This is a genomic window from Aequorivita sublithincola DSM 14238, assembly GCF_000265385.1.
GTDB classification, from domain to species: domain Bacteria; phylum Bacteroidota; class Bacteroidia; order Flavobacteriales; family Flavobacteriaceae; genus Aequorivita; species Aequorivita sublithincola.
Genome location: NC_018013.1, coordinates 1,796,438 through 1,815,980, shown reverse-complemented (window position 1 = coordinate 1,815,980; position 19,543 = coordinate 1,796,438). Strand labels below are relative to the sequence as shown.

Sequence of the window (19,543 nt, the reverse complement as noted above, 5' to 3'; positions counted from 1 at the left end):
ACTTTTACCTTACCTATTCCCCAATTATGAAAAAAATAAAACAATATTCAGGCAATCTGGGGATTGTCCCGGGAAAACAGATCTATTTAAACATTAATAATCTGGCAAACGGACTATATACTTTAAAAATAATGTTGAACAATAAAGCAATAAAAGAAGTAACCTTTAAAACCTAAAAGTATGAAAACACTAAAAACCCTTATGATCTGTGCCACCCTTTTGGGCACAACTATGATGAACGCGCAATTCGGTAAGAGATTGGGCAAAATAGCCGAGCGCGCGGCAGAACGTACAGTGGAAAATCGCGTTGACAGAGAAGCTTCCAAAAGCACAGACCGGGCATTGGACACTTTAATAGATGGTCCTAAAAAATCCAAAAAAGAACAGCGGCGCGAAAGCAAAAACAAACAAAAAAACGGTGGTAATGTGATTGGTGGAAATTCAGATACCGATAATTCCTCTTCCACCACAATTACCAGTCAAAATTCTTCTAGCCTGGAAGAAATGGGTGAAAATGAAGTTGGTTTTAAACGCGGTAACCGTATTATTTTCAGCGATAACTTTGAGAGGGATGCCCTTGGCGATTTTCCAGCAAATTGGAATACCAATATGGGAGGTGAAGTAAAAAAACTAAAAGGGTTTAACAGTAAATATTTAAAAGTTCCTGCCAAAAGCACCGTAAGCGTGCAATTGAAAAAAAAGCTGCCCAAAAACTTTACGGTCGAGTTTGAGATTATTCTTCCGTCTGATGCATTAATTAGGCATGCAGGAGTTGGACTTGGCAGAGAGCCGAAGAACATAGATTACCTAACTTCAGGCTTTAACAATTTTGATTTCGATATCTATTCCTCATCAGAAAAACAATATGCTCATAATTCTGATCGATTCAGATATGCTGCCAACAAACTTGGCGCAAACAAAATTTCAACAAATTATGAGGCACCACTAAATACTCCAATAAAAGTGGCTATGGAAGTGCAGGGAAGACGGATACGTATTTATTTAGAAGGAAAAAAAGTAGTTGATTTACCAACGATATTTGAAGATGAATATCGCAATGCGCTATATTTCACTGCAATAACAAGTGGAAGAATCGAAACACAAGCTAACTATTTTTATCTCTCAAATGTAACAATAGCAGAAACCACTACAGATGAACGCAGCCAAGTTTTAAAAGAACTGAACGAAAAAGGAAGATTTTCCACAAACGCTATTCTTTTCAACACAGGATCAGCATACATCAAAAGTGGGAGTGAAGCTATTTTAAAAGAAGTGGGTGAGGTAATGCAGAGTGTGCCCGATATGCGCATAATGATAGTGGGCCATACTGATGGAGACGGTGATTCTAACAGCAACCTAAAACTTTCAGACGAGCGCGCAAAATCTGTAAGAGCAGCCTTAGTTAGCCAATATGGAATTTCAATAGGAAGAATACAAACAGACGGTAAAGGCGAAACAAATCCCGTGGCTGATAATTCTTCAGAAAATGGAAAGTCCCAAAACCGCAGGGTTGAATTTATAAAACTTTAAAATCAAAAATCATGAAAAATAAATTTAACAAAAACGGAAGAGTTAAAATCGCTCAATCAAAAAATATGAAAACAACAAAACATATTAAGTTTATTTTCATCCTCACCATAATATTACTTTTTAACTCAAATGTATTTAGTCAGATTGGCCGCAATACTTCGGCATTGCTAGGTGAAGTTACAACGGCAGATGACTGTAGCGCAGAACATCAAGCTTTTAATGATGACATAATGATGTTCGGAAGAATTGCTGTATCTACACAAGCGTTTGAAGAATGTGTAAGGGAAAAAGTTACAAATCTATACCGTAAGTGTAATGGAGATCCGTTCTATGATTCTTCAATAGAAGATCAAATCCAAAAAGTTATTGAAATATCCAGAAGTCTTAACAATGTACATATAAAGTGTACAGGAGGTAGCGGAAATGCGAGTTCAAGTATAGGTGAATATGGAAGACTTACCGATGAATCATTTTCTTGGGGAGGATGGTTTTCAGGAGTATATGACCAACTTGGAAAAAGAACTTGCGATTTAGCTGCTGGGGAAAGACCAGATACAGACAATTGTCGATGGGCTGACTATCCCTGGCCCTATTCGCAAGCGGCAGGTATTGTGTGGCACGAAGTAATGCATCAACAAGGATATACACATGGCGCCAACGATCAAATAAATGCCTTAGTAAATTGTGGATATGCAGGAGATGCTACTTGGAATTTTCAGGTAAATACAATGCCCTATATTATTGGAAATTGTATTTCTGATATAATAGGTCAATCGGGAAATGCCTGTAATTTAAATGATTGCGACGGATCCAATCAACTTCAAACGATAACCCATTATAATGGGACCGAATGCAAATGTGTAAATGATCCAGCAAAAAAAGGTATTGGGATTCTTAAACTTGATAACAACCAATTAACAGACGAATCTGTAAAATCAGTCAATGATTGGATTGGGGGATGGCGAATAGGAATTGAAGATAATTTAGTAGCGAGCGGTGATTTTAATGGTGATAACATTGATGACTATATTGTTACAAGTGGTTGGGGAATAGGCATCTTAACTTATAATGGAATAATTTGGAAACCTATAGTTGTACAACCGAATGGGTCAGGATTTGGCGGTTGGAACTTTAATTCCAGAGACAATAAAATTGTGGGAGTGGGTGATTTTAATGGAGACGGCAAAGACGATTTTGTAATTACAAGCAACTGGGGTATTGGAATACTAACTGTAAATGGAAGTACTCTATCGGCATTAATGATAAAACCTAAGGATAATTGGTTTAACCAGTGGAGGTATGATGCCAGCGTAAATAGAGGAAAAGATATAATTCAAGGAATTGGTGATTTTGACAATGATAATAAGGATGAAATACTAATAACGAGTAGCTGGGGGATTGGAATATTGGAACTTAGAGATAATTCACTGTATTCCATCGTAGCTAAACCAAATGGTACTCGTTTTGGTAGTTGGAATTTTAATTCAGCAGATAACAAAATTAAAGGAGTTGGTGATTTTAATGGGGACGGAAAAGACGATTTTGTAATCACAAGTGGTTGGGGTATTGGAATACTAACGGTAACCGGAAGCACTTTATCAACTTTGATGATAAAACCTAAAGATACTTGGTTTAATCAATGGAGATATGATGCCAGCGTAAATAGAGGAAAAGACAAAATTCAAGGAATTGGTGATTTTGATAATGATAATAGGGATGAAATACTGATAACGAGTAGCTGGGGGATTGGAGTTTTGGAACTTAGAGATAGTTCATTGTACTCCATCGTAGCTAAACCAAATGGAACCCGTTTTGGTAACTGGAATTTTAATACAGTAGATAACAAAGTTAAAGGGGTGGGTGATTTTAATGGAGACGGAAAAGATGATTTTGTAATCACAAGTGATTGGGGAATAGGCATATTAACAATTTCTGGCTCATCATTTTCAGCTTTAAATATAAAACCAAACGGCACCCTTTGTGGAAGCTGGATTTTAGATAAAAAGGATAATATTGCCCAAATCGACAATTTTGCGGCAGGAAGAAATTCTAAGATTTTAGTTCAAAAAAAGAATTAATTCGACCAACAGCAGATAATGATTCTTCATCGCGAAAAAAACAGAATTGATGGATTGGATTTTTAAACATTTAAAAACAAACGAAAATGACAAAATTTTAGAGACTAAACGTTATAAAAAAACATTCGTCATCTCAAATACTATTAACATAATAAAAATTTAATAATTACTAATCCTAAAGAATAGAAATCATGAAAAAATCAATTTTTTTATTATTGTCGTTTTTTTTAATTACAATTTCTAGTTGCGGAGTAAGAATACCAGATGGGGACAGTGTACCGCCAACCCTTAAACTACAAAATGTAGGACACCTTCCACATTTTATTATTAAATCTGAAGATTCACCATCCATTTTTGATACCCATGCGCTTCAGCTAGCAAGAAATAGAGAATACACTGCCATTTATAGCTTTAATGATATGGGAGGCATTAAACAGGCTACCATGGAGATACCTAGCAGTGTGATATTTGAAATTAAAGAACCTTTACCAGAATCGTGGACATTTATGCCAGCTACTACTGGAATCCCGGTCAGAAATACTAGAACTTTAGTTTGGCGAGGTGATAACAATAACCCCCTAGATGGTTGGGCATTAACATTTACATTCACTCCGAAAACAAGAACCCCTTCTGGAACTGAAGAATTTCAATTGGTTTTTTCAGCAACAGATTATGCCGGCAATACCACAATTGGCAAACTAACAGTTCGGGTTGGTGGAGGTCCAGTCGCAATTGTACCTCTGTAAACTGCACTTTTAAATATAGCGTAATAAGTTATTCTAAAAATTTTAAAGACTATAAAAATGAAAAGTATACTGATTCCAATTATCGTAGGCCTTTTTAGTTGCTGTGTTTCACTTGGTCAAAACTGTACAGCAATCTTTTTCCCTTCCGAACGAGGAACTAAATTTCAACATTCTAGTTATAAGGCAGACAACACTCTAGAATCGATTGTTGATCTTACTGTTCTCAGCGTAAATACAATCGGAGGGAAAAAGACCATTCAATGCGGACTTCGCGGACATATTATAGGTAATAATGAAACCTATAATACCACAGTGGAAACTGTATGTGATGGAGATGTTACATTTACAGACCCTTCACAATGGATAGACCCTGCATTGTTACAACAATTCTATAAGGAGTATAATGGAAGGATAATTAAAAAGTCTATTGAAATCCCTTACAATTTAAGCGTAGGGGACGAACTACCTGACTATTTTCTTGAGGTTTTTGGGAACGTGAAGGGAATTGAACTACACTTTTCCTCACAAACCTATGGAAGATCAGTAATTGATGAGGAACAACTTGAAACGCCCGCTGGTACTTTTAACTGTTATGTGCTAGAATTTACAACCCATACCATAGTGGATGTAGGTGCTTTTGGTGGCACAGCTGAAACAACAACTGGTAAACATTGGGTGGCTAAAGGAATAGGTACAGTAAGATCTGAGGAATATCGCGATGGAGTTCTGCATCATTATACCGAACTTACTGGGTTTATGCGCTAAAATGAAATAAATTATATAACCTCAAATTTTTTAAGCTACCTTTCAAAAAAAACACAGAAGAAAGCGGAAGTTAGAATATTGAGAGAAATTCTTCTAATTAAATACAAAAACTATGAAAATATGTGTCTTAATTATATTAGTCATCCTCATTAGCTGTAAGTCCAAAAAAATGGAATCTGATGCAGCTAATCCGATTATTGAAAAAGTAACTGCAACCGACGCAATTTTTGCTGAAGAAAATAAGGAGAATGTTGTAATTCAAACTCAAATTCCTCAATGCATTTCCGAAAGAATAGAAGAAATTAAAAATGGGGAAAAAAGAAATCCGCCAACGATTGTTACAGAATATTCGGTTAATGAAAAAAAATATTATGTGATTCCCCCAGGCTGTTGTGATCAGTATGATTATATAATTGATGAAAATTGCAAAATAGTATGTAGTCAAGGAGTGGGTATTGATGGAAAATATAAAAGAACCTGTGGTAATATTTTGAATTATGCAACAACTAGAGTAATATGGCGAGATCTTAGATAATATAAAAAAGCTAAAAGTGCTTCCTCAATTTTTCTGAAATTAAATCTTTAAGGACATATCTTTGTTCTTATGAATATCAATTCAGCAAATGTAAAATCGCAACTAGTAAAAATTGATTTATCTCTTTTTTATTGTCACGGTTATTCTTTATTTATACAACGCGAAGATCTTTTGCATCCTTTTGTTTCAGGTAATAAATTCAGAAAACTGAAATACAATCTTATTGAAGCAAGAAAGCAGAAACAAAATACACTCCTCACTTTTGGAGGTGCTTTTTCAAACCATATTGCCGCAGTTGCAGCAGCCGGAAAAGAATTCGGTTTCAAAACCATCGGGATTATTCGAGGTGAGGAATTAATAAATAAAGTTTCAGAAAACGCTACCCTTTCCTTTGCTAGAGATTGTGGTATGGAGTTGCAATTCGTTTCTCGGGAAGCTTATCGAAATAAAGATGAAGTTGGATTCATCAATAATTTGAAACAACAATTAGGCGATTTCTATCTTTTATCCGAAGGCGGCACTAATGACTTTGCCGTAAAAGGCTGCGAAGAAATTTTAACTGAAGAAACCAATTCCTTCGATTATATATGTGTACCCGTAGGCACAGGCGGCACTATGGCTGGACTGATAAAAGCTTCAAAAGAAAACCAGCAAGTTCTTGGGTTTTCAGCTTTAAAAGGAAGTTTTCAATCTTCGGAAATAGCAAAATATACTTCAAAAACCAATTTCGAAATCACAGATAATTATTGTTTTGGCGGCTATGGCAAAATAGATTCGGATTTGATACGTTTCATAAATGAGTTTAAAGAAAAGACCAATATTCCACTAGATCCGGTTTACACTGGCAAAATGATGTATGGCATTATGGATCTTTTAAAAAAGGGGCATTTCAAAGAAAATAGCCGTATTTTCGCGGTTCATACCGGCGGTTTACAAGGCATAGCAGGAATGAACCAGAAATTGATAAAGAAAAACCTTCCTATAATTGAATAAAATGATTGGCAGAATATTTACCCTTCTTCTTATATGTACTATTTGTTTTAGCAGTTGCAAATCAAAGAAAACTGCCACAAAACACAGAAAAAACCATAAAACCGAACGGGTTGTTAGGGTGAAACAACCTATAAAAGAAAAAGACACAAAAGCCGAAGAACCTGAAGTAATAGAAGTTCCTGTAAACATTTCTTATAGTGAACGCGTAGCAAATTATATTAGAGAATACAGCGATATTGCAAAGGAAGAAATGCTTCAATATGGAATTCCTGCAAGCATCACTTTGGCTCAAGGCATTTTAGAAAGTGGCGCTGGCGCGGGTGAACTTACCAGAAAAGCGAATAACCACTTCGGAATAAAATGTCACACTGGTTGGGAAGGTGAAAGCGTTTATCACGATGATGATGAACGCGGGGAATGTTTTAGAAAATATAAAGATCCAAAATATTCTTATAGAGATCATTCCTTATTTTTAACACAACGCAGTCGCTATCAAGATCTTTTTAAACTTAAGAAAGACGACTACAGAGGTTGGGCAAAAGGACTTAGGAAAGCAGGTTATGCAACCGACCCCAGGTATCCAGAAAAACTTATTGGCATCATAGAAAGGTATAATTTAGAGACATACGACGAGCAAGTTCTGGGTAAAAAATCGAATTCTTCAAATACTGATGACTCTAAAATAAATACATATTCTGTGCAAGCAGGCGATACGCTCTACAGTATTTCAAGACGTTTTAATCTTACTGTGGAAACTTTAAAAGATTATAACGGTTTAAAGAGTAATGAAATCGCTATCGGCCAATTGCTTTATCTACATTCCGTGAAAAATCAGTAAAAAATTATGTAGGCTCGCGATTTATCGCGTGCTTCATAAATAAAATTCCAAAAAAATTACAATGAAATACCAAAGAAGCAGTTCCCTATTCGCAGAAGCCCAAAAAGTTATTCCAGGCGGTGTAAATTCACCAGTTCGCGCTTTTAAAGCCGTTGGCGGCACTCCAATTTTTGTTGAAGAAGCAAAAGGAGCTTATATATATGATGTGGATGGCAACAAACTTATAGACTATATAAATTCCTGGGGACCAATGATTTTAGGCCATGCCCACGAACCTGTAGTAAACGCAGTTATTGAGAAAGCACAAAAAGGTACTTCCTTTGGTATGCCAACGGAAATTGAAACAGAAATTGCAGCACTCGCAGTTGCTATGGTTCCAAATATTGAAAAAATACGTTTTGTAAATAGTGGTACTGAAGCTTGCATGAGCGCGGTACGTTTGGCAAGAGGTTATACTGGAAAGGATAAAATTATAAAATTTGCAGGTTGTTATCACGGTCATAGCGATTCTTTCCTAATCCAAGCAGGAAGCGGCGCAGTAACTTTTGGAACCCCAAACAGTCCTGGTGTTACAGTAGGAACTGCAAAAGACACATTGTTGGCGAACTTCAACGATTTAAAAAATGTGGAGGAAGTGATCTCTGCAAATAAAAACGAAATAGCCTGTATAATCCTTGAACCCGTTGCAGGAAATATGGGTTGTATTCCGCCAACCGAAGGTTTTTTAGAAGGTTTACGAAAGCTTTGCGACGACAACAAAATCCTTCTGATTTTTGATGAAGTAATGACTGGTTTCAGACTTGCCGCTGGTGGCGTGCAGGAATTGTTCAACGTTAAGGCCGATATAGTAACTTTCGGAAAGGTTATTGGCGGCGGATTACCGGTTGGTGCATTTGCTGCTAAAGCAGAAACAATGGATTATTTGGCTCCAATTGGCCCAGTGTATCAAGCTGGAACTTTAAGTGGAAACCCATTGGCGATGGCTGCTGGCTTAGCAATGTTGAAAGAATTGGATGAAAACAGAGAAATCTTTAACTCTATAAACAAAAAGACGGAATACCTTCATAAAGGTTTGGATGAAGCGCTAACTTCTGAAAACGTGAAATATACTATCAACCGTATTGGTTCGATGATTTCAATACATTTTTCTGAAGAACCTGTTTTCGATTTTACTTCCGCGGCAGCAGCAAACAATGAAAACTTCAAAATCTTCTTCCACGGAATGTTAGACGAAGGGGTTTACATTGCGCCTAGCGCTTTTGAAACTTGGTTTATTTGTGATGCTTTGAGTTATGAAGATTTAGATACTACAATTGCAGCTTGTAAAAAAGTTGCGAAAACCCTTAAATAGGAAAGGAAACGGCAGAGAGCACGAAGTTTTTTCACAGAGTTCATAAAGAAAACTTAGTGTTCTTTGCGCCTCCTTTGTGTCCTCAGTGGTTAATAGAGTAAAAAAAAGACCCTTTCTAAAACTTTAGAAAGGGTCTGCATTTAAATATAATTAATCACTAATTATTCGTTTTGAGCCATTTGGCATATTGTTGGTCAGTCAAAGTTTTTTTCATTGCATCTTTTAACTGATCGTCCAATTTTTTCTTTTCAGCAGCAACAGGAGCACTTTTGGCGTCCTTGCCATCAACATTTTTTTGATAGCCAACTTCTTTAGCTACAAGAGCTCTAAAAACAGCACGACCTTGGTCGCCGCTTAGACCTAATGTTTCTGTAAGTTTAGCAGATTCGGTTTTAGCTATTACTTCTGGTCTGCTTTTATCTTGAGACAATTGTTGTGCAGAGCTCGTTTGAACTCCCATAAACATTGTTGCTATAAACGCAAATACTGTCAGTATGTTTTTCATGGTTTTAATGATTTAAGGTTACTAATGTAACTATTCTGAAAGTAACTAAAACAATAACCACACCAAAAGTATAAATTTTAAGAAAAATTTAATTTCGGTCTTTTCTTTCAGTGTCCTTTTTGTCTTTCATTCTATTCCGTATGTGACTTTGATGAAATTCCCATTTTGTCAGTTGTTCTGTAGTCAGAATTTCTTTCATCTCCTTTTTCAAAGCGATTTGACGGTCCAATCCCGCACTTTTTGTTTCATATTTTTGAAGACTTGTCATTTCTTTTCTATTTTGCCTCGTTTCAGTTTTATCGTTTTCCGTTTTCAATATAAGCTGTTTCAATTTTTGTTGTTGTGAAGTATTCAAGTCTAAAGCCAAGGTCATTTTTTTCGTCTTTAAATCAGCTTTTTGTTCAGGAGTGAGATTCGCTTTTAACTCTTTTCGATTTTCCCTTTTTTCTGAATTCTTGTTTTGGGCATTCACTGCGAAAGTGGCTAATGCCATAAAAATTATCAATACCTTTTTCATAATATGTTGTTTTAAAGTTTAGCAACCATATGACTTTTGAATAGTAATTAAGTTTAATTACTATTCATTTAAAAAAAAATGAAGCGCTATTGAGAAAAGAATATTTCGAAAGAAAATCTAGAAATAAAATAATATTTCCAGTAATTAGTAAAGTGTTAACCCACAAAAATCTCGAGGAAATAGCTTAAACACAAGGAAAGTCAAAAGAAAGGTTTTAATATCAGCTTATTTCAGACTGCTTATTTGCCCTTTCAATTCATCCATAGATTGCTGAAGTTGTCGCAATAAATTACTTTCAGAAGGTTCATCAACCCCAAAACTCAACTTACTATTCACTTGCCAAAGTTCTTGAACATCTCTCACTTTAACATCTATAGGTAAATATTCGTCATTTAAGGAAATAAGCCTAATCGCTTGGGGATTATTCGGAACTTTTTGAAGTTTTTTCACCAAAACCGAATCTCTTAAAACCACAATATATATTTTACTATCTGTAGCTTCATTGATGCTTGGCACCGCGCGCCCCAAAACCCATTCGTTTGGCTTAATGCTGGGCAACATGCTATCACCTTCTACTTGAAAACCGCGATAGGAAGCATTTCTAAATTCTGGCAGCGGAATATTGAAAGCTGGCAAGGTTTGGTACCAACCCATATCATGAATATTGTTTGGATAACCAGCAGCGGCCTTTTGATTTACCAGCAAAATACTGTCATTACCCGAAGCATCAAGAGTGATTATCTTCGGACTTACATCTCCTTTTGAAGTATCTATATGCTTCTCAAAGCTTTTACCATAAATCCAAAGCGGATTAATATTGAATTGCAACATTAATTCCATCACAATTTTTCCAGTAATCTTGGTCTTTCCTCTTTCAATATCTGCCGTAGTTGCTCCAATATCCAAAAGTTCAGCAAATGATTGCTGAGTGTGTCTCAGTTCTTCGCGAATCTTTTTAAATCGCTGTGCTTCAATAGTTAGTTTCGAATCCATAAACAAATATAATTCATTTTGGAAAATATCCAAATAAATCTTGGATAATATCCTACTATATTGGAGTATTTCCCTAATTTTGGTCATATTCCCAATTATATGAATTTTGAAAGAATAAACGAAAAACTGAAAGTCCTCGCAGATGCAGCCAAATATGATGTTTCCTGTTCTTCTAGCGGCAGTAATAGAAAAAACACGAATAAAGGACTGGGCGATAGTAGCGGAATGGGCATTTGCCACAGTTATACTGAAGATGGAAGATGTGTTTCACTCTTAAAAATATTACTTACCAATCATTGTATTTTTGACTGCGCCTATTGTGTAACTCGAAAAAGCAACGATATAAAAAGAGCGGCATTTAAAGTACAAGAAGTGGTAGATTTAACTATTAATTTCTACCGAAGAAATTATATAGAAGGATTGTTTTTAAGTAGTGGCATCTTTAAAAATGCCGATTATACGATGGAGCGCCTTATTGCTGTTGCCAAAAAGTTACGATTGGAAGAAAATTTTAATGGGTATATCCATCTTAAATCTATTCCTGGGGCCAGTGACGAATTGATGCGGGAGGCAGGACTCTACGCAGACCGACTGTCTGTAAATATTGAGATTCCAACAGAAAAAGGTTTAAAACTTTTAGCACCAGAAAAGGATAGAAAAGATTTTATAAAACCTATGCTGAAGGTTAAAAATGAAATCATTCAATATAAAAATGAAAAAAAACTATTGAAAAAAGTGCCTATCTATGCTCCAGCAGGACAAAGCACGCAAATGATAGTTGGTGCTAGTGGAGAATCGGACGCCGAAATAATGTACACCTCTGCTTATTTCTATAAATCTTTCAACCTAAAGAGGGTTTATTATTCTGGATATGTACCCATTAGTCATGATAATAGGCTTCCATCAATTGGCACGGAAGTTCCGTTATTGCGAGAAAATAGGCTTTATCAAACAGACTGGTTGTTGCGTTTTTACGGTTTTGATGTTCGCGAGTTATTAAATAAGGAGTTTCCAAATCTAGAATCGGACATAGATCCAAAATTAAGTTGGGCACTTCGCAATTTAGATCAATTTCCTATTGACATTAATAAGGCCGATATGAGAATGCTACTCCGAGTGCCAGGTTTGGGCACCAAATCTGTTTATAAAATTATGCACGCACGTAAATATCGAAAACTAAACTGGGAAAACTTGAAAGCAATCGGCGCTTCTCTAAATAGGGCAAAATATTTTATAGTTTGCGATTCTAGAAGTTATGAGAGTAAAGACAGGACTTCCGCACAGATAAAAGGATTAATATTGTCTAACTCATCTTCTAAATTCTCAGCTTCAATTAGCCAGCAATTAAATTTGTTTGGCGATAATAACATGCTATCTGCGTGAAAACAATTCTAAAATATGATGGCACTTTTGAAGGTTTGCTTTCCAGTATTTTTTATGCTTATGAATGTAAACAATTTTCAATTTCCATCGAAAAAAGAAAAATTCATGAGCCAAACTTTTTTGACGATTCTGTAGCAATTATCTCAGATACTTCAAAAGCAAAACGGGTATGGAAAGGCCTTTCAAAAAAAACATCTACTCAAGGAAAAATGAAGCTCTACAAAGCATTTTTAAGTGAGATTCCAAATGTTGAAAATCTAATTTTTTATATTATAAGAAAATCGCTGTCTTCTACTATAAATATTGAAACTGATTTTTCTGATCCCAAAATTTTGCTTTTAGAGAAGATAGTTAAGAAAGTAAATAGAGAAAAGCATAGAATGGATGCTTTTGTAAGATTCAGACTTACCCAAGACGGAATCTATTTTGCAAATGTTGAACCGGATTTTGACGTTTTGCCCTTAAATGCTTCTCATTTCAAAAATAGATATGCAGATCAAAAATGGTTGATTTATGATTTAAAAAGAAATTATGGAATATATTATGACCTTCAGAAAGTAGAAACTGTCGTTTTAGAGCTATCTACAGATTTAAATTATAGAAATAAGACCAGTTTTTACTTCACTCCAGAAGAAATTCACTTTCAAAAACTTTGGCATAATTACTTTAAGAGCAGCAATATAGCCACTCGAAAGAATATGAAGCTGCACATTAAACATATTCCAAAGCGGTATTGGAAATATTTGTCAGAAAAAAATTGTTGAATCAAATTTTTGTTTACTTTTGCGCACTATTAATCACTAATCTATTACAACAATGAAAAAAATATTTTTATCACTTGCCGCTCTTGCTTTAGTATTTTCTGTTTACTCTTGTAGAGAAACTACAGTTAAAGTTGATGATACAGCTGAAACTTCTACTAATGATGTAGAAAATGCTATGGACAATGCAGGAGACGCAATCGAAGATGCTGCTGAAGATACTGGCGACGCTATCGAGAATGCTGCTGATGACACTCAAGAAGCTGTTGAAGACGCTACTGACGGTCAATAAGCATTAAATTTTCTAAAAAAATAGAAAGCCTTTCCAGATTTGGAAAGGCTTTTTTTGCGTTAAATTTTAAAATATAAGCTAAAAAAGTCTCTTCAATAAAGAAGAAGCCCTTTTTACTCGAGGCGGGTCCCGATAGCTATCGGGATGAAGCCGCAATAAATCATATAATTAACGAGAAATCAATTTATGTGAATTTTTTAAGGTTCTCTATCTATTTAGTTCTTTTCATAGATATTATGTGATTTTCTATTTTGTTCGTTTGCCAATGCTCAAAATCATTCATTTGTAAATATTAAATTCAGCGATGCCCTTCTTCATTATGAATTGTAAAATATTTTATCCAAATGCGGTTGAAAACGTTTATAGAATTCTAAACAGCGAACTGTATAATAACTATCAATAGATTTGGAATACAACATATATACTGTTGTTATAATCTGAAAACAAAAAATCCCCGATGTCTTTCAACAAAGGGGATTCTGTACTCGAGGCGGGACTTGAACCCGCACGACCAGATGGTCACAGGATTTTAAGTCCGGCGTGTCTACCAATTCCACCACTCGAGCTTAAATTAGTTGTCTAAAACAACTGCGGCTTAACAAAAAATGCCGAACTGTATTCGGCATTTAAGGTTGAGCGAAAAACGGGATTCGAACCCGCGACCTCCACCTTGGCAAGGTGGCGCTCTACCAACTGAGCTATTTTCGCAAATTAATTAAAGAACTTCGCTTCCTATTGAAAGCGGGAGCAAATTTAAAAATTTTACTTCAAAAGCAAAGTCTTTTTTGATAAATTATTGATGTATTTTACTTTTTCATTTTAACCGATGCATTCCGCTGTAACATTCTTCTAATTTCATTAAGCTTCATCAAGGCTTCCACTGGCGTAAGTGTGTCAATATCAATCTCTAAAATTTCTTCACGAAGCTCTTCTAGCAGTGGATCATCCAATTTAAAAAAGCTCAATTGCATCTCTTCTTTTGAAACTTTCTTCATTTCTTCGGTCAATTCTTCAGAAGCATGGCTCTTTTCTAGTCTTTTCAAGATTTTATTTGCTCGTAAAAGGACAGCTTGTGGCATTCCCGCCATTTTTGCTACGTGAATTCCAAAACTGTGGTGACTTCCTCCTGGAACCAATTTCCGAAGAAAAAGAACGTTGTCTTTCAATTCCTTAACTGAAACATTATAGTTTTTGATTCGTGCAAAAGTTTCGGTCATTTCGTTTAACTCGTGATAATGCGTGGCAAAAAGCGTTTTTGCTCGGGAAGGGTGTTCGTGCAAATATTCACTGATAGCCCAGGCGATCGAGATTCCATCATAAGTGCTTGTTCCACGACCTATTTCATCCAAAAGAATCAAACTTTTTTCTGAAAGGTTGTTTAGAATACTCGCCGTCTCATTCATCTCGACCATAAAAGTAGATTCGCCCATCGAGATATTATCACTGGCTCCTACCCTTGTAAATATTTTATCCACACAGCCCATTCGCACTGCCGAAGCTGGAACAAAACTCCCCATCTGTGCCAATAAAACGATTAAAGCCGTTTGACGAAGAATGGCAGATTTACCACTCATGTTTGGCCCAGTAATCATTATTATTTGCTGGTTTTCGCAATCTAAAAAAACATCATTTGCAATATAGGGCGCGTCTGGCGGAAGCTGCTTTTCAATAACCGGATGGCGGCCATCTTTTATATCTAAATCAAAAGTATCATCGAGCAGCGGACGTGTATAATTTGCTTCTTTCGCCTGGGTGGCGAAGGAACACAAACAATCCATTTGTGCAATCAACGCTGCATTTTGCTGAACCGAGGCAATATATTGAAGCATCCACTCCACCAATTTTCCAAAAATCTCTTGCTCTAGAGCAAGAATTTTTTCTTCGGCGCCTAGAATTTTGGTTTCGTATTCTTTTAATTCTTCGGTTATATATCTTTCTGCATTTACCAAGGTTTGTTTACGAATCCATTCCTGCGGAACTTTGTCTTTATGGGTGTTTCGGACTTCAATATAATATCCAAAAACGTTGTTGGAAGCAATTTTAAGCGAAGAAATTCCTGTGAGTTTCGTTTCGCGCTGCAGCATTTGGTCTAAATATCCTTTTCCGTTTGCTGAAATATTTCGAAGTTCATCAAGCGTTTCAGAAAAACCTTCAGCTATGGAATTCCCTTTTAAAATATTAACAGGAGCGTCTTCAAAAAGTGTTTCTTTAATTTTATTCCGAAGCAATTCGCAGTCGTGCAACTGTTCGCCAATAATTTTAAGCGATTCATTTTTCGAATTTAAAGCCAGCAATTTTATAGGAACCACGGCTTCCAAAGAATTTTTAAGCTGAATAACCTCGCGTGGATTCACTTTTCCCGTAGCAACTTTTGAAATTAAACGTTCCAAATCGCCAATGCGTTTAGTGTATTGCTGGGTTTTTTCTAAAGTAACAGGATTGTCCAACAGAAAACTTACCACTTCGTGCCGACGGTTTATTTTGTCCGCATTTTTAAGCGGAAGCGCCATCCAGCGCTTCAAAAGTCGTCCGCCCATTGGCGAAATAGTTTTGTCAATAACATCTAAAAGCGTAACCGCATTCTGCTGATGTGAATGGTACAATTCCAAATTGCGAATTGTAAATCGGTCCATCCAGACGTATTCGTCTTCGGCAATTCTCGACAAACGAGAAATATGTTGCAATTTTGTATGTCGCGTTTCACTTAAATAATGAAGCGCAGCACCTGCAGCAATAATGCCGTCTTCCAAATGATCCACCCCAAAACCTTTTAGGTTTTTTACGTCGAAATGCTTCGTGAGTGTTCCAAAGGAATAATCTGTTTGAAAAATCCAGTCTTCGAGGTGGAAAACGTGATATTCATTACCAAAAGTTTCAGAAAAAAGCTTTCGTTTTTGTTTTGAAAAAAGCACTTCCGAAGGATTAAAATTCTGAAGTAGTTTGTCTATATATTCCGCAGAACCTTCAGAAACCAAGAATTCGCCTGTGGAAACATCCAAAAAGGAAACGCCCAAATTCTTTGAACCGAAATGAACAGCAGCTAAAAAATTATTCGACTTAGATTGTAAAATATCATCATTAAAAGCAACTCCAGGCGTAACCAATTCTGTAACGCCGCGCTTTACGATAGTTTTGGTCATTTTTGGATCTTCCAATTGATCGCAGATAGCAACGCGACAACCGGCCATTACCAATTTTGGTAAATATGTATTTAAGGAATGATACGGAAAACCAGCGAGTTCCACATTGTCGCCCCCATTATTGCGGGCGGTAAGTGTAATATTTAAAATTCCTGCGGCGCGAATGGCATCTTCCCCAAAAGTTTCGTAAAAATCGCCCACACGAAAGAGCAACAAAGCGTCGGGATACTTTGCTTTAATGGTATTATACTGCTTCATTAATGGGGTTTCCTTCTTCGCCATAATAAATGCCCGCGCAGGCGGGTATCTTTTCATTAAAAGTTCAATTGATAAAAGTAACGAAATTGCTGTTTTCTTTAGAATGAAGTGGTTGTGAATTATTGGGTTTTATCAACAATTGCCAAAAAAATTATTACACAGAGTTGCGCAGAGAACCGCAGAGTTGCACAGAGAAATAACCCAATAACACAATAACTTTTAACTTTTAACAATTAACTTTACGCACTTATGAAAAACCGAAAGTTAAAAAACAGCGAACTAGACCGCATTAATCCTAAAGAATATAAGGCTTCGGAGAAAACGCCACTAATAATTATTCTTGACAACATTAGAAGTTTAAATAATATAGGCTCTGTTTTCAGAACGGCGGATGCTTTTTTAATTAAAAAAATCTACCTCTGCGGTATTACGGCGCAGCCTCCGCACAAAGACATCCAAAAAACCGCATTAGGCGCAACGGATAGTGTGGATTGGGAATATGCCGAAAATATTATGGAAGTGGTTTCAAAACTGCAAAATGAAGGTGTATTTATAGCTTCAATAGAACAAGCTGAACTCGCCGTAAACCTCAACGATTTTTCCGTGCAAAAGGAATTGACTTACGCAATAATTTTTGGAAATGAAGTGAAAGGTGTTCAACAAAAAGTGGTTACTGAGAGTGATGCGGTGATAGAAATTCCGCAGTTTGGAACAAAGCATTCGCTTAATATTTCAGTAAGTGTTGGGGTCGTTGTCTGGGATCTGTTTGTGAAACTGAGTAAAATTGATAGACTTTAGCTCGTAGTTGGTAGAAAAAAGTAAGTTTTATAAAAATCGGTGAAGCAATAAATTTACGTGAATTAGTACAATACTGAAAACACCAATAACAATGGCAAACTTCAAAATATTGTGTAAAACCATATAATGAATTTTGTTTTTTGAATACCATAAAACAGTAAGAAACACAGCCAACCCGGCGATACTTGCGTAAAAATAATAATCCATATATCCTATTTCTTGCTTAAACTTTGTGATGAGTAAAATGATTGGCGCAAGGGTTAAAATGCTTAAAACTGTAAGCATTTCTTTTGAATATTTCTCGCCATAAACCACTGGAATGGTATTGTAACCGTGGGTTAAATCTCCTTTTATATTTTCAAGGTCTTTTACTAATTCGCGCATAGCAATCAATAAAAAAAGAAAAGTGGCGTGCACGAAAATCACGATGTCAAAATTACCGTAATGCACAAAAATTGCAAAAAACGGAATTACAGCAAGAATGGCCGCTGTTATGTTACCTATGAAAGGATATTTCTTTAGTTTGTGGGAATAAAACCATAGAAAAAAAATATAAATAGAGAAAAACAATACCGCTTTAAACGAAACATAACTCGCAAAAACGACCGACAAAAAGTTGAGTACAAAATATGCCGAGAGCTTGGTACGCTGGCTTACAAGTCTATCCAACATTGTCTTCCGTGGACGATTTATTAAATCTTTTTCGCTGTCGTAAAAACTGTTTATAATGTAACCACTCGCAATTGCTGAAGATGACGCTAAGACCAACATCAATAAATTCACATCAAACAAAACACGGCGAACAAGCAAGTCTGGCGCCAAAATGTAAATACTGGTAAGATATTGTGCGATTACAATAATTAGAATATTGTAGCCACGAACCACAGAAAACAGGCTAAAAAACTTTAAGAGGAAGAGTTTTTGTTTTCGGTTCAGCATACAATTTTAGAGTTGAAGGAGTCTGAAATAAATCTCAGAAAAGCTATTTAAAAACTATAAACCACCTCAAGTTTATAATCTTTCAACGCTTTGCGTGCCTTATCAATATCTTCTGTGAAGCCAAGCATATAGCCACCACCGCCAGAACCACAAAGTTTTAGGTAATAGGCATTGCTATCAATTCCCTTTTTCCAAAGTTTGTGGAATTGTGTGGGAATCATCGGTTTGAAATTATCGAGAACTACTTTTGAAAGCTCTTTAATATTTCCAAATAAGGTTTTAACATCGCCTTGTAGAAAGTTTTCCACACAGGCGTCGGTATGTTTTACAAATTGATCCTTAAGCATATTGCGAAAACCTTCCTGCTTCATATTTTCCATAAAAATCTGAACCATTGGCGCGGTTTCGCCCGTGCTTCCGCTGTCTAATAAAAAGACGGCTCCTTTTCCATTTTCGGTTTGCGAAGGAATTCCTGCTGGCTCAATATTGTCTTTGGAATTGATTAAAATAGGAAGACTCAAATAACTATTTAACGGGTCTAAACCAGAAGATTTTCCGTGGAAAAAAGATTCCATTTCGGCGAAAATATTTTTTAATGAAAGTAGTTTTTCGCGCGTAAGATTTTCAAGAACAGTGATTTTATCATTTGCGTATTTATCGTAAATAGCGGCTACTAAAGCACCACTACTGCCCACACCATAACCTTGCGGGATGCTGCTGTCAAAATACAAACCATTTTCCACATCACTTTTTAACGCTTCCATATCAAAAGAAACCAATTTTGGATTTTCTGTTTGAAGCGTTTCCAAATAATCAACAAACCTTTTTAAGTTGCCGTTGGATTTGTGGGTAGAAATGGTATGATGCTTATCAATTTTCAACGCACCATTATAGAAATTATACGGAATGGAAAGTCCTTTGGAATCTTTAATGATTCCATATTCACCGAAAAGAAGAATTTTTGAGTAAAAAAGTGGACCGTGCATAGGCGTGTAATTAACTATAAAAGTACAGTTTTTGTTTTTATAAACGATACTTACCGCAAAGATACGGTTTTTAACAATGATGGATTCAGAAAATTATATTAAGAAATAATAAGTTGGTTATCCAATGAATGTTGT

19 protein-coding genes and 2 tRNA genes are annotated in these 19,543 nt (G+C 35.9%); 13 read left to right on the top strand and 8 right to left on the bottom strand.

Going from position 1 to position 19,543, the window contains the following annotated elements; translation table 11 throughout:
• The first annotated feature begins 26 nt into the window (after positions 1 to 26).
• The 9 genes from AEQSU_RS16780 to hemL all read left to right on the top strand — a co-directional run bounded on the left by AEQSU_RS16780 (position 27) and on the right by hemL (position 8,836).
• Positions 27 to 176 (top strand): hypothetical protein, encoded by a 150-nt coding sequence (locus AEQSU_RS16780; RefSeq protein ID WP_169313454.1) that lies wholly within the window; start codon positions 27 to 29, stop codon positions 174 to 176.
• A 4-nt stretch (positions 177 to 180) separates the two neighbouring features.
• Positions 181 to 1,530 carry an OmpA family protein gene (locus tag AEQSU_RS08385; RefSeq protein WP_042491812.1) on the top strand — a complete coding sequence of 450 codons (1,350 nt, stop codon included), beginning with the start codon at positions 181 to 183 and terminating at the stop codon, positions 1,528 to 1,530.
• 11 nt (positions 1,531 to 1,541) lie between these two features.
• Complete coding sequence (locus tag AEQSU_RS08380; RefSeq protein WP_014782429.1) at positions 1,542 to 3,608, top strand: FG-GAP repeat domain-containing protein; 2,067 nt, start codon at positions 1,542 to 1,544, stop codon at positions 3,606 to 3,608.
• A 215-nt stretch (positions 3,609 to 3,823) separates the two neighbouring features.
• Positions 3,824 to 4,354 carry a hypothetical protein gene (locus tag AEQSU_RS08375; protein WP_157429261.1) on the top strand — a complete coding sequence of 177 codons (531 nt, stop codon included), beginning with the start codon at positions 3,824 to 3,826 and terminating at the stop codon, positions 4,352 to 4,354.
• 57 nt (positions 4,355 to 4,411) lie between these two features.
• The gene (locus AEQSU_RS08370; RefSeq protein WP_014782427.1) at positions 4,412 to 5,119 is read left to right on the top strand and encodes a TapB family protein; all 708 of its coding nucleotides are present in this window, start codon (positions 4,412 to 4,414) and stop codon (positions 5,117 to 5,119) included.
• Positions 5,120 to 5,288: 169 nt separating this feature from the next.
• Positions 5,289 to 5,654 (top strand): DUF6970 domain-containing protein, encoded by a 366-nt coding sequence (locus tag AEQSU_RS08365; protein ID WP_052309029.1) that lies wholly within the window; start codon positions 5,289 to 5,291, stop codon positions 5,652 to 5,654.
• 69 nt (positions 5,655 to 5,723) lie between these two features.
• Positions 5,724 to 6,647 (top strand): 1-aminocyclopropane-1-carboxylate deaminase/D-cysteine desulfhydrase, encoded by a 924-nt coding sequence (locus AEQSU_RS08360; RefSeq protein ID WP_014782425.1) that lies wholly within the window; start codon positions 5,724 to 5,726, stop codon positions 6,645 to 6,647.
• Position 6,648: 1 nt separating this feature from the next.
• Positions 6,649 to 7,485: a glucosaminidase domain-containing protein gene (locus AEQSU_RS08355; RefSeq protein WP_014782424.1), complete on the top strand. Its 837-nt coding sequence runs from the start codon at positions 6,649 to 6,651 to the stop codon at positions 7,483 to 7,485.
• Positions 7,486 to 7,546: 61 nt separating this feature from the next.
• Positions 7,547 to 8,836, top strand: a complete 1,290-nt coding sequence (hemL, locus tag AEQSU_RS08350) for a glutamate-1-semialdehyde 2,1-aminomutase (protein ID WP_014782423.1) — start codon at positions 7,547 to 7,549, stop codon at positions 8,834 to 8,836.
• A gap of 157 nt (positions 8,837 to 8,993) precedes the next feature.
• Here the strand turns inward: hemL and AEQSU_RS08345 are convergent, their stop codons facing one another.
• The 3 genes from AEQSU_RS08345 to AEQSU_RS08335 form a co-directional block, all read right to left on the bottom strand.
• A complete protein-coding gene (locus AEQSU_RS08345; RefSeq protein WP_014782422.1) occupies positions 8,994 to 9,341 on the bottom strand; it encodes a hypothetical protein in 348 nt (115 codons plus the stop codon).
• Positions 9,342 to 9,429: 88 nt separating this feature from the next.
• Positions 9,430 to 9,858 (bottom strand): hypothetical protein, encoded by a 429-nt coding sequence (locus tag AEQSU_RS08340; RefSeq protein WP_014782421.1) that lies wholly within the window; start codon positions 9,856 to 9,858, stop codon positions 9,430 to 9,432.
• A 225-nt stretch (positions 9,859 to 10,083) separates the two neighbouring features.
• Positions 10,084 to 10,851 (bottom strand): LexA family transcriptional regulator, encoded by a 768-nt coding sequence (locus AEQSU_RS08335; protein ID WP_042492395.1) that lies wholly within the window; start codon positions 10,849 to 10,851, stop codon positions 10,084 to 10,086.
• Between the two features lie 99 nt (positions 10,852 to 10,950).
• Here AEQSU_RS08335 and AEQSU_RS08330 point away from each other — a divergent pair, with 99 nt between their 5' ends.
• From AEQSU_RS08330 to AEQSU_RS08320, 3 genes are read left to right on the top strand one after another with little or no spacing between them, the layout of a single operon-like run.
• The gene (locus tag AEQSU_RS08330; protein WP_014782419.1) at positions 10,951 to 12,234 is read left to right on the top strand and encodes a putative DNA modification/repair radical SAM protein; all 1,284 of its coding nucleotides are present in this window, start codon (positions 10,951 to 10,953) and stop codon (positions 12,232 to 12,234) included.
• On the top strand, positions 12,231 to 12,998 hold the full coding sequence (locus tag AEQSU_RS08325; RefSeq protein WP_014782418.1) for a TIGR03915 family putative DNA repair protein: 768 nt from the start codon (positions 12,231 to 12,233) through the stop codon (positions 12,996 to 12,998). The genes AEQSU_RS08330 and AEQSU_RS08325 overlap by 4 nt, the downstream gene beginning before the upstream one ends.
• 52 nt (positions 12,999 to 13,050) lie before the next feature.
• Positions 13,051 to 13,287 carry a hypothetical protein gene (locus AEQSU_RS08320; protein WP_014782417.1) on the top strand — a complete coding sequence of 79 codons (237 nt, stop codon included), beginning with the start codon at positions 13,051 to 13,053 and terminating at the stop codon, positions 13,285 to 13,287.
• Positions 13,288 to 13,769: 482 nt separating this feature from the next.
• On the opposite strand, the gene AEQSU_RS08315 is transcribed toward AEQSU_RS08320, so the two are convergent.
• From AEQSU_RS08315 to mutS, 3 genes are all read right to left on the bottom strand, one after another.
• Positions 13,770 to 13,853 (bottom strand) — tRNA-Leu (locus AEQSU_RS08315).
• 69 nt (positions 13,854 to 13,922) lie between these two features.
• Positions 13,923 to 13,995: transfer RNA gene (locus AEQSU_RS08310), tRNA-Gly, on the bottom strand.
• Positions 13,996 to 14,093: 98 nt separating this feature from the next.
• The gene (gene mutS / locus AEQSU_RS08305) at positions 14,094 to 16,742 is read right to left on the bottom strand and encodes a DNA mismatch repair protein MutS (RefSeq protein WP_014782416.1); all 2,649 of its coding nucleotides are present in this window, start codon (positions 16,740 to 16,742) and stop codon (positions 14,094 to 14,096) included.
• A gap of 192 nt (positions 16,743 to 16,934) precedes the next feature.
• Here mutS and AEQSU_RS08300 point away from each other — a divergent pair, with 192 nt between their 5' ends.
• Positions 16,935 to 17,483: a TrmH family RNA methyltransferase gene (locus tag AEQSU_RS08300; RefSeq protein WP_014782415.1), complete on the top strand. Its 549-nt coding sequence runs from the start codon at positions 16,935 to 16,937 to the stop codon at positions 17,481 to 17,483.
• 27 nt (positions 17,484 to 17,510) lie between these two features.
• Here AEQSU_RS08300 and AEQSU_RS08295 read toward each other — a convergent pair whose 3' ends face one another.
• Both AEQSU_RS08295 and AEQSU_RS08290 read right to left on the bottom strand, forming a co-directional pair.
• On the bottom strand, positions 17,511 to 18,422 hold the full coding sequence (locus tag AEQSU_RS08295) for a geranylgeranylglycerol-phosphate geranylgeranyltransferase (protein ID WP_014782414.1): 912 nt from the start codon (positions 18,420 to 18,422) through the stop codon (positions 17,511 to 17,513).
• Between the two features lie 47 nt (positions 18,423 to 18,469).
• The gene (locus tag AEQSU_RS08290) at positions 18,470 to 19,408 is read right to left on the bottom strand and encodes a mevalonate kinase family protein (RefSeq protein WP_014782413.1); all 939 of its coding nucleotides are present in this window, start codon (positions 19,406 to 19,408) and stop codon (positions 18,470 to 18,472) included.
• Between the last annotated feature and the right edge of the window lie 135 nt (positions 19,409 to 19,543).